Raw genomic sequence first — 10,205 nt, forward strand, 5'->3', positions numbered from 1 at the left:
TTTTCGACATCCTTATATATAAAATTTTAAAACAAAAAAACCTCATAATATCTTCTTATCCATGGATATTATGAGGTTTAAATCAGATTTCGTTAAATTGAACCTGTTACTTTTTCTATCAATTCTGCTTGGAAATTCATGCGGCTCATAAGCTGCTCAACCATCTGTCTTTTTCGGCTTGTATTGTTATTAGTAATAACCCAAAAAGGACTTTGTGGAATAGCTTTAGGCTTAGTCGTGTTGCCGTTTGCTAGCAACGTCGCTTCGTTATCTGCAAAGTAAACGCGCTTACGGCCTTTTACTTGAGTTGCTTCTGAAAAGCTTAAAGGGTCGATTTTATGCAGTGTTGATAACACAAGCATGAAACGATCAATGGCTTTCTTTAGTGATGCAAACTCATCTGATATTAGTAGTGAGCGCATTTCTTTAACGCCATCGAACTTCTCTGGAGTAAAGCCTACCTCTTTGCTAACAACGATACCTTTTGGCTCAACGATCTCTTCGATCGGAGCCATGCCTTGGCTATCAACCTGTAACAAGCGGCGCAGAATATCTGAAGCGCTTTCGCCAATACGTTCTGTCTGACCCGCAATAAAACGGTATAGGTCCTCATCAACCTCAATTGTTTTCATTCGCTTTTCACAATCTCAATGTTTAAACTCTGGGGGATTATAGCGAGATCCGCGCGGATACTCTACGTCAAACCCACCATGAATAAGATAAAAATGTCAGTACAGCTCAACTATAAAATTGAAGGTGAGGGTCACACCATTGTTTTGATCCATGGATTATTCGGTAATCTGGACAACCTTGGCTTGCTCGCTAGGGATCTAAAAGCCGATCATCAGGTACTTAGTATCGATCTCCGCAACCACGGTCAATCCTTCCATAGTGACACTCATAACTATCAAGCGATGGCACAAGACGTGGCTCAACTGCTGCATGATCTTAAGTCAGAAGACGTCACTGTGATTGGTCACTCGATGGGTGGCAAAGTAGCGATGGCACTGACACAACATCTTGCGCTGCATAAATTGATTGTCTTGGATATGGCTCCGGTCACGTACACTCAGAGTCGCCACGACAACGTATTCGCAGGCCTGCAAGCCGTGATAGAAGAAGAGCCGACTTCACGCTCAGATGCACTCAAGGTTCTCGCAAAACATATCGAGATCGATGGCGTTCGCCAGTTTTTAACCAAATCTTTGTTCAAAACAGAGCAAGGCATCATGGAATGGCGCTTCAATGTTGCTTCGTTATTGAGCAACTACCCACATATTATTGGTTGGGAACCGATCGAGAAAACCTCGGTCAAAACCTTGCTCATTAAAGGTGGGGATTCAGATTACCTCACCGCAGAACATCAAGCAGCCGTTCAACAGCAATTTTCTAATGCAAAAGCGCACGTCATTGCCAACACCGGTCACTGGCTGCATGCTGAAAAACCAGCAGAAGTACTTCGAGCAATTAGAAAATTCATCGCTTAACTGCGCTTTTTCGTGCAGATAAATGAGAGCTGTGTAATTACTGCAGATTAACTTTATCTCACAACAGTGATATAGTGCGCCCAAGCAAAATTGGTATATAAGGTTCCCATGCTTTACGACTACATGAACATCATCGAATCTGTTGGTTTAGATCTCCTGTTTGCCGCGATTTTCTTTTTAATCGGTATGGCAATTAAGGACGTTCTCAAGCAGGGAAATGTTCCTCCATTTGGTCGTCGCATCGTATGGTTAGTACTTTTCCTTGGCTGTGCGGGTTTTATCGCCAAAGGGATAATCCAACTAAGCTGGGAAGGAACTGGGATCTAACGATTCTCTTCCGAACTTTATTACACCGACAACAGACAAAATGAAAGGTAATGATTCTATGGCAAGTGTAGGTCTCTTCTTTGGTAGCGATACAGGTAACACTGAAGCTGTTGCTAAGATGATTCAAAAGCAATTGAGCAAACAGCTCGTTCACGTTCAAGACATTGCAAAAAGCAGCAAAGAAGATATCGATAACTTCGATCTACTGCTGCTTGGTATCCCCACGTGGTACTACGGCGAAGCACAATGTGATTGGGATGACTTTTTCCCAGAGCTAGAAGCTATTGATTTCTCAACTAAGCTTGTTGCTATCTTTGGTTGTGGCGACCAAGAAGATTACGCAGAATACTTCTGTGATGCTATGGGTACTATCCGTGACATCGTTGAAGCGAAAGGCGGTACTATCCTAGGTCACACATCAACTGAAGGCTACGAATTCGAAGCATCGAAAGGTTTAGTTGAAGGCGATGACAGCCAATTCGTTGGTTTATGTATCGATGAAGACCGTCAACCTGAGCTAACTGATGAGCGCGTATCTAACTGGGTTAAACAAATCCACGAAGAAATGTGCCTAGCAGAGCTAGAAGACTAATTCTCTAGTGGTTGTTAATTGTTACAATTAATAACCATTATGTAGATATGAAAAAACCTCCTTATAGGAGGTTTTTTGCTATTTAAAATCTATTAATTAGCACTCAGCTTCTAATGCTTCATCGTCATCTCTAAATTGCGGCTTCTTTCTTACATAGAGGGTGCGTTGAATTTCTGAAACCACATTACCCTGCTTATCTTTCACGTGGATAATAAATTCGGGGAAACACTTTTCACCGAGCTGTGTCTGGCGATAGATATCGTCAAGCTGCCCTTGGCTTATCTCAAAATCTGCATACAAGTCCGATTGCCCCGGCTTGATGAAGTTAATGCTCGCTTCTTTATCCCAAACATAATATCGCTCACCTAAAATTCCCATTAACATCAATGAGTAAACGGGATCGGTAAGAGAAAAGATACTGCCGCCATATTGAGTACGATTGGCGTTCTTATTCCACCAGCGTAGCTTAAGTACTGTCTTAACAACCCTAAAGTCAGCGCTAATGTGGGCTATTCGAATACCCGCTCCCCAAAAGGGAGGCCAAATATTAAGAGCAAATTTTACAATGTTGGGTTTATATATTTTTGCGAGTTGCTTATTCATAACAACATTCCATGTTCATATCAGAAACACCGCCACCTTGACTGGTCGTACCTCCACTATAAGTGAGATACTTCCAATTTACAAAACAGATTGTGATGTCAGTAAGTAACCCTTTGAAGTTCGTGGTTTATTGTTATGCCTGACTAAACTATAATGGTATTAATATTGAATTCTGTTAATTGCTGCAGATCATCAACAGGAAAGTATATGTCAGACAATAATCAAGCGCTAAAAGATGCAGGTCTTAAAGTGACCCTTCCACGGCTCAAAATTTTAGAAGTATTACAACAGCCAGACTGCCAACATATTAGTGCTGAAGATTTATATAAGAAGCTGATCGACCTAGGTGAAGAAATCGGTCTTGCAACCGTTTATCGAGTACTTAACCAATTCGATGACGCTGGCATTGTAACTCGTCACCACTTCGAAGGCGGCAAGTCTGTATTTGAACTTTCTACACAGCACCACCACGACCACCTTGTATGTTTAGATTGTGGCGAAGTGATCGAATTCTCTGATGACATCATCGAAGAAAGACAGAAAGAGATTGCTCAGCGTTACAACGTGCAACTAACAAACCACAGTTTGTACTTGTACGGCAAAAGCATTAGCGGAGATTGCAAAGGCAATCCAGACGCGCATAAAGCGAAGAAGTAATACAGAACGCTGGCTTAGGCCGGCGTTTTTTATATGGCCCTACATAAGTACGATCTCCGATACTTATCCCATATTATTCAGACACAAAAAAACCGGCTCTAAGCCGGTTTTTTATTGGGTCGTTTTTAACAAACTAAATACTCAAGCATTAAGCTTCAGTTTTACCCCATGTGTCACGTAGACCAACCGTGCGGTTGAAGACTAGTGCATCTGCTTTAGAGTCTTTCGAATCCACACAGAAGTAACCTGTACGTTCAAACTGGTACGCTTGCTCTGCCACACCTTCTGCTAAGCTAGGTTCAACAAAACCATTTAGCGTAACAAGAGATTCAGGGTTTAGCGTTGCAGCGAAGTCATCAGCAGCGGCTGGGTTTGGCACTGTGAATAGACGATCGTACAAACGAATCTCAGCAGGCAGTGCTTTATCAGCAGATACCCAGTGGATAACGCCTTTCACTTTGCGGCCATCTGCAGGGTTCTTACCCAATGTTTCATTGTCGTAAGAACAGAAGATAGTCGTAATGTTGCCTTCTGCACCTTTTTCGATACGTTCAGCTTTGATCACGTAAGCACCACGCAGGCGAACTTCTTTACCTAGAACCAAACGCTTGTACTTTTTGTTTGCTTCTTCACGGAAGTCGTCACGTTCGATCCAAACTTCGCGTGTAAATGGTACTTCACGAGTGCCCATTTCTGGCTTGTTTGGGTGATTTGCAACCGTTAACGTTTCTACTGTATCTGCTTCGTAGTTTTCGATAACGATCTTAACTGGATCCAGAACAGCCATTGCACGAGGTGCATTTTCGTTCAGATCATCACGGATGCAAGATTCAAGTGAACCGAACTCAATCATGTTCTCTTGCTTAGTTACACCAATACGCTTACAGAATTCACGAATCGAGCTTGAAGTAAAACCACGACGACGTAGGCCAGAAATAGTAGGCATGCGTGGGTCATCCCAACCTTGAACTAGGTTTTCAACCACAAGTTGGTTCAGCTTACGCTTAGACATCACTGTATATTCAAGATTCAGGCGGCTAAACTCGTACTGACGAGGTTGGCAGTCAATCGTGATGTTATCTAGAACCCAATCGTACAAACGACGGTTATCTTGGAATTCAAGCGTACAGATAGAGTGCGTAATACCTTCCAACGCATCAGAGATACAGTGAGTAAAGTCGTACATTGGGTAAATGCACCACTTGTCAGCCGTTTGATGGTGGTGAGCAAAACGAACACGGTAGATAACAGGATCGCGCATAACCATGAACGAAGAGCTCATGTCGATCTTAGCACGTAGACACGCTTTACCTTCTTCGAAGCCACCGTCACGCATTTTTTCAAACAACGCTAGGTTCTCTTCTGGGCTGCGGTCACGGTATGGGCTCGCTTTACCTGGCTCTTTTAGCGTGCCACGGTACTCACGGATTTGATCAGGACTTAGCTCGTCAACATACGCTAAGCCTTTATTAATTAATTCCACAGCATAAGCGTAAAGCGTATCGAAGTAGTTTGATGAGTAGCAAATATCACCAGACCATTCGAAGCCTAACCAGCTTACATCATTCTTAATTGACTCAACGTATTCAACGTCTTCTTTTTCAGGGTTTGTATCATCGAAACGAAGATTACATTGTCCCTGGTAGTCCTGAGCAATACCAAAGTTCAAGCAAATAGATTTAGCGTGACCAATGTGCAGGTAGCCATTTGGCTCCGGCGGGAAACGAGTATGCACGCTACTGTGTGTACCATCCGCTAAATCTTTATCAATAATTTGGCGAATGAAATTCGATGGACGAGCCTCAGCTTCACTCATCTATAGCACCTCTATGTATTTAGTATTGTCAGAGAAAGTTATCTTTCGTCCCCAAGAAAACGGTCGCTTATGGCGCCAGTCAAAGATAGAAAGATCATTGTTGCTAATCATCCACAATTCTTAGCCTTTGCACAATAAGAACCGTCCGTTAATTGCGATTATTTCTGCTATTCGATGAAGAATAGAACGAACCGTGTTCGCTGGTCTTAAACTGCAGGCACAAAAAAGCCTCCCGTGTGGGAGGCTTTCAATTTGACACTTACTTAAGAGTAACTTTACGTCTTAATTAAGTACTTCCCTTACTGTGGAAGTTTTACATCAGATAGGTCTTCGCCTGCACCAATAGCTTTCATTTCGCCAGCTACGATTTCAGCTAGTGGGCCTAGGATAACCTGTAGGTTGTTTTCACCTAGTTTAACCACACCTTTAGCACCAAGTTTCTTAAGAACAACTTCATCTGCAACAGAGCGGTCTTTAAGAGTTAGACGTAGACGAGTGATACAAGCGTCGATTGAAGTTAGGTTGTCGTGACCACCTAGAGCTTTCAGGTATTGACGTGCAAGGTCGCCCTTTGGTGCTTCGCCAGCAGGAGCTGCAACAGCTTCGTCATCATCTTCACGACCTGGCGATTTCAAGTTGAAAGCGCGGATTGCGAAAGAGAAAGTGAAGAAGTATAGAGCACCGAAGCCAAGACCGATTAGTAGTAGTACGAATGGTTTAGTTGCTAGACCCCAGTTCAATACGAAGTCGATAAGACCAGCAGAGAAACCGAAACCGTGCAGAGTACCAAACATGTTAGCAACTACTAGAGACAAACCTGTAAATACAGCGTGCATTGCGTATAGAGCAGGAGCTAGGAATACGAACATGAATTCTAGCGGCTCTGTGATACCTGTTAGGAATGAACAGAATGCAACTGAGAATAGTGCGCCACCAACTTGGCTACGTTTTTCAGCAGGAGCAGCTAGGTACATTGCAAGTGCAGCACCTGGTAGACCGAACATCATTACTGGGAAGAAACCGTTCATGAATACGCCAGCGCCTTTATCGCCGCCGAAGAAACGGTGTAGGTCGCCAGATTTAACTGTTTCAGTTACTTCTTTAACAGTTGCAACAATTTCTGGGTTAACTGAGTTAGCAAATTCAAATGTGTACTCTTGACCAACAACTAAAGTTTTAGCTAGTGCAGGGTCAACACAAAGTTGAGAGAAGCCTTCTGCAGCAACTACGATCTCTTGACAAGAGCCCATACCGAACCAGAAGTACGAGTTCAGTACATGGTGTAGACCTACTGGGATAAGTGCACGGTTAAGAGTACCGTAAACAAATTGACCGATAGCGCCAGACGTTGAAACTGCGTGAGCAAGTGCATCTAGACCAGATTGAACAGCAGGCCATACAACACCAAAGATTGCGCCAGCAACTAGAGCAAATAGACCAGCCATAATAGGAACTAGACGTTTGCCAGAGAAGAATGCTAGCCACTCTGGAAGACGAGTCGAGTGGAATGCATTGTAAGAGTGACCTGCGATGATACCTGCAAAGATACCGCCGAAGAATGACATATTTACACTAGCATCGATGTTTGTTGCGGTTGCTGTCAGAACAAAGTAAGCAACTGCACCAGCAAGACCTGCTGCGCCGTTACCGTCTTTAGAAAGACCAATAGCTATACCCAAACCAAACAATAATGGTAGTTGACTGAAGATTGCGTTACCAGCAGATGCCATGAATGCGATATCGAGTAAGTCTGGTTGACCCAGACGTAGCAGCAATGCCGCAATCGGAAGCGTTGCGATTGGTAGCATTAACGCCTTACCAAGCTTCTGCGCATATCCTAGAATATTCACCAGTTGTTTCCCCCTATAGGATTTTTTAGAATTCGTTTGAGAAACTTATTTTAGTCGCTCAATTTAGTCCTATTCAGTGTATTCAATTAATTTTGCTCCGCAAATTAAAACCTTACCATTTGTGATCCTAATCACCAGTTTTTACCAAATCCAGAGGTTTTTGCTAGCGAGATCATAAAACTTATTTTATCATTAAAAAAAACGAACATTTATGGATAAAATCCAAATCTAATCATTAGGCAAAAAGATGGTAACTCCGGGCTTATAGAGCACCGTGAATAATCATTATTGATGGACCTAAATGTATAATAAAAATCAATTGTTCATATGTTTTTCAACAACTTAAATCGCTTCTCATTTTGAAGCCGTTTGCCCATAAAAGATAAATCGTTACGTAAATGATGCTCGCAAACTAAGTCCGCATTTAGGTAACGAACGAATTTAAAAGATCTCACGAAATAAGGATTAGCTGACTATGTACGCGCTAAGTAACTGTAAAATTTACACTGGTAGTGATGTTCTAACCGATCATGCTGTTGTAATCGAAAACGAACTGATCAAAAAAGTCTGTCCTATCTCTGAATTGCCAGAAGGAATCGAGCTTCGCGACCTAGACGGAGCAAACCTAAGCCCAGGTTTCATTGACCTACAACTGAATGGTTGTGGCGGTGTAATGCTTAACGATGAGATCACTGCAGAAACCATGCAGATCATGCACAAAGCAAACCTGAAATCTGGCTGTACTAGCTTCCTACCAACGCTTATCACCTCTTCAGACGAAGATATGCGTGCGGTTATTACGGCAGCTCGTGAATACCATAACCAGTACCAAAACCAATCTTTAGGTCTGCACCTTGAAGGCCCTTACCTAAACGTTGCGAAAAAAGGCATCCATAGCGTCGATCACATTCGTAAATCTGACAACGAAATGATTGAGCTTATCTGTGAGAACCGTGACCTTGTTGCAAAAGTAACATTGGCTCCAGAGCTTAACGACCCTGAACACATCGAACGCCTGCACAAAGCTGGCGTTGTCGTTTCTATCGGCCACACCAACGCAACTTACGCAGAAGCGCGTCAAGGTTTCGAATCTGGTATCACGTTCGCCACTCACCTGTTCAATGCAATGACGCCGATGGTTGGTCGTGAGCCTGGCGTTGTTGGCGCGATTTACGATACTCCTGAGGTTTACGCTGGCATTATTGCCGACGGCTTCCACGTTGATTACGCAAACATCAGAATTGCGCATAAAATCAAGGGAGAAAAGTTGGTATTAGTGACGGATGCCACAGCTCCTGCAGGTGCTGACATGGAATACTTTATTTTTGTCGGTAAGAAAGTATATTACCGTGATGGTAAGTGTGTTGATGAAAACGGCACACTGGGCGGCTCAGCTCTGACTATGATTGAAGCAGTTCAGAATACAGTTGAGCACGCTGGTATCGCTTTAGACGAAGCTCTTCGCATGGCTACGCTATACCCAGCTACGGCTATCGGTGTAGAAAGCAAGCTAGGTCGAATCAAAAAAGGCATGGTTGCAAACCTAGCTGTATTTGACCGAGACTTTAACGTTAAAGCGACTGTTGTTAACGGACAATACGAGCACAATTAAGTATGAATGGCGGACAAATAGGTAACGTAGACTTAGTTAAACAACTAAACAGTGCGGCGGTATACCGACTTATAGACCAACAGGGGCCTATCAGTCGTATACAAGTGGCTGATGTAAGCCAACTCGCACCGGCAAGTGTTACAAAAATTACCCGCCAACTTTTAGAGCGCGGCCTAATTAAAGAGGTTGCGCAGCAAGCGTCTACTGGCGGTAGACGCGCTATCTCCCTAACCACAGAAGTAGAGCCTTTTCATTCTGTTGCTGTGCGTTTGGGTCGAGACTACATTCAAATAAGCCTGCATGACCTTGGTGGTCGTGAATTGGCTTTCCAACAGCAAGACCTGAATTATTCAGACCAATCAGACCTTACCCAAGGCTTGGTCAATAACCTCAAAGCTTTCATTGCTGAGCATCAACCAAAGATCGATCAACTGATTGCTATTGGTGTCACGCTTCCAGGCTTGGTTAACCCAACGACCGGTGTTGTTGAGTACATGCCGAATACCGACATCGATAACCTCGCATTAAGCGACATTATTCGCGATACATTCCATGTTGCTTGTTTTGTTGGTAACGATGTTCGTGGAATGGCGCTTGCTGAGCACTACTTCGGTGCAAGTAAAGATAGCCAAGATTCTATTTTGGTCAGTGTTCACCGTGGTACAGGTGCAGGCATTATCGTTAATGGTCAGGTTTTCCTAGGTCATAACCGTAATGTGGGTGAAATTGGTCATATCCAAATTGATCCGCTAGGCGAGCAATGCCAATGTGGTAACTTCGGCTGTCTTGAAACAGTAGCGGCAAACCCAGCTATCGTTGAACGCGTGCAGAAGCTGATTAAACAAGGCTATGAGTCTTCTTTAACAGAGCTTGAGCATATTACGATTCAAGACGTTTGTGACCACGCGATTAATGGTGATGAGCTAGCCAAGCAAAGCTTAGTTCGAGTAGGAAACCAGTTAGGTAAGGCTATCGCGATGACGATTAACTTATTTAACCCTCAAAAAGTTATCATTGCTGGTGATATTACCAAGGCACAAGAGATTGTTTTTCCTGCAATTAAGCGCAATGTAGAGAATCAGTCGTTAACGACTTTCCATAGCGGCCTGCCTATTGTAGCATCACAGATCGATAAACATCCTACGATGGGAGCTTTTGCTATGATTAAGCGCGCCATGCTTAACGGCGTGTTACTGCAGAAGCTTCTCGAAGACTAGAGAAAACAATTCTGATTTTCCGCGGGCCGTGTTTGTATAAACAC

Annotated in this window: 10 protein-coding genes; 6 read left to right on the forward strand and 4 right to left on the reverse strand. The window is 43.3% G+C overall.

The features are described from left to right. Positions 1-92: 92 nt before the first annotated feature. Positions 93-632: a replication initiation negative regulator SeqA gene (gene seqA / locus AB4507_RS16335; RefSeq protein ID WP_017061953.1), complete on the reverse strand. Its 540-nt coding sequence runs from the start codon at positions 630-632 to the stop codon at positions 93-95. A 93-nt stretch (positions 633-725) separates the two neighbouring features. On the opposite strand from seqA, the gene AB4507_RS16340 reads away from it, so the two are divergent. The 3 genes from AB4507_RS16340 (at position 726) to fldA (ending at position 2,406) form a co-directional block, all read left to right on the forward strand. Beyond that, a complete protein-coding gene (locus AB4507_RS16340) occupies positions 726-1,487 on the forward strand; it encodes an alpha/beta fold hydrolase (RefSeq protein WP_372182974.1) in 762 nt (253 codons plus the stop codon). Positions 1,488-1,595: 108 nt separating this feature from the next. Beyond that, positions 1,596-1,814, forward strand: a complete 219-nt coding sequence (locus AB4507_RS16345; protein ID WP_004737900.1) for a DUF2788 domain-containing protein — start codon at positions 1,596-1,598, stop codon at positions 1,812-1,814. 58 nt (positions 1,815-1,872) lie between these two features. After that, complete coding sequence (gene fldA, locus AB4507_RS16350; protein WP_010436745.1) at positions 1,873-2,406, forward strand: flavodoxin FldA; 534 nt, start codon at positions 1,873-1,875, stop codon at positions 2,404-2,406. 96 nt (positions 2,407-2,502) lie between these two features. On the opposite strand, the gene AB4507_RS16355 is transcribed toward fldA, so the two are convergent. Further along, positions 2,503-3,009, reverse strand: coding sequence for a DUF4442 domain-containing protein (locus AB4507_RS16355; protein WP_019820496.1), 507 nt, complete (start codon positions 3,007-3,009; stop codon positions 2,503-2,505). Positions 3,010-3,216: 207 nt separating this feature from the next. On the opposite strand from AB4507_RS16355, the gene fcrX reads away from it, so the two are divergent. Continuing rightward, positions 3,217-3,666, forward strand: coding sequence for a ferric iron uptake transcriptional regulator FcrX (fcrX, locus tag AB4507_RS16360; RefSeq protein ID WP_048606469.1), 450 nt, complete (start codon positions 3,217-3,219; stop codon positions 3,664-3,666). Between the two features lie 148 nt (positions 3,667-3,814). On the opposite strand, the gene glnS is transcribed toward fcrX, so the two are convergent. Beyond that, entirely contained in the window at positions 3,815-5,482 is a 1,668-nt protein-coding gene (glnS, locus tag AB4507_RS16365) for a glutamine--tRNA ligase (RefSeq protein ID WP_372182967.1), read from the reverse strand. A gap of 299 nt (positions 5,483-5,781) precedes the next feature. Next, positions 5,782-7,332 (reverse strand): N-acetylglucosamine-specific PTS transporter subunit IIBC, encoded by a 1,551-nt coding sequence (gene nagE, locus AB4507_RS16370; protein WP_372182968.1) that lies wholly within the window; start codon positions 7,330-7,332, stop codon positions 5,782-5,784. Between the two features lie 475 nt (positions 7,333-7,807). On the opposite strand from nagE, the gene nagA reads away from it, so the two are divergent. Next, positions 7,808-8,944, forward strand: a complete 1,137-nt coding sequence (nagA, locus tag AB4507_RS16375; protein WP_017062193.1) for an N-acetylglucosamine-6-phosphate deacetylase — start codon at positions 7,808-7,810, stop codon at positions 8,942-8,944. A gap of 2 nt (positions 8,945-8,946) precedes the next feature. After that, positions 8,947-10,161 (forward strand): ROK family protein, encoded by a 1,215-nt coding sequence (locus tag AB4507_RS16380; protein WP_017062194.1) that lies wholly within the window; start codon positions 8,947-8,949, stop codon positions 10,159-10,161. Positions 10,162-10,205: the final 44 nt, after the last annotated feature.

The organism is Vibrio sp. 10N.222.54.A3 (assembly GCF_041474095.1).
GTDB classification, from domain to species: Bacteria; Pseudomonadota; Gammaproteobacteria; order Enterobacterales; family Vibrionaceae; genus Vibrio; species Vibrio crassostreae_C.

Bases quoted from the DNA above. Each gene is read 5' to 3' on its own strand.
- AB4507_RS16340 (WP_372182974.1), top strand. From the start codon at position 726: ATGTCAGTACAGCTCAACTATAAAATTGAAGGTGAGGGTCACACCATT.
- glnS (WP_372182967.1), bottom strand. From the start codon at position 5,482: ATGAGTGAAGCTGAGGCTCGTCCATCGAATTTCATTCGCCAAATTATT.
- AB4507_RS16380 (WP_017062194.1), top strand. From the start codon at position 8,947: ATGAATGGCGGACAAATAGGTAACGTAGACTTAGTTAAACAACTAAAC.
- fcrX (WP_048606469.1), top strand. From the start codon at position 3,217: ATGTCAGACAATAATCAAGCGCTAAAAGATGCAGGTCTTAAAGTGACC.
- nagA (WP_017062193.1), top strand. From the start codon at position 7,808: ATGTACGCGCTAAGTAACTGTAAAATTTACACTGGTAGTGATGTTCTA.
- seqA (WP_017061953.1), bottom strand. From the start codon at position 632: ATGAAAACAATTGAGGTTGATGAGGACCTATACCGTTTTATTGCGGGT.
- fldA (WP_010436745.1), top strand. From the start codon at position 1,873: ATGGCAAGTGTAGGTCTCTTCTTTGGTAGCGATACAGGTAACACTGAA.
- AB4507_RS16345 (WP_004737900.1), top strand. From the start codon at position 1,596: ATGCTTTACGACTACATGAACATCATCGAATCTGTTGGTTTAGATCTC.
- AB4507_RS16355 (WP_019820496.1), bottom strand. From the start codon at position 3,009: ATGAATAAGCAACTCGCAAAAATATATAAACCCAACATTGTAAAATTT.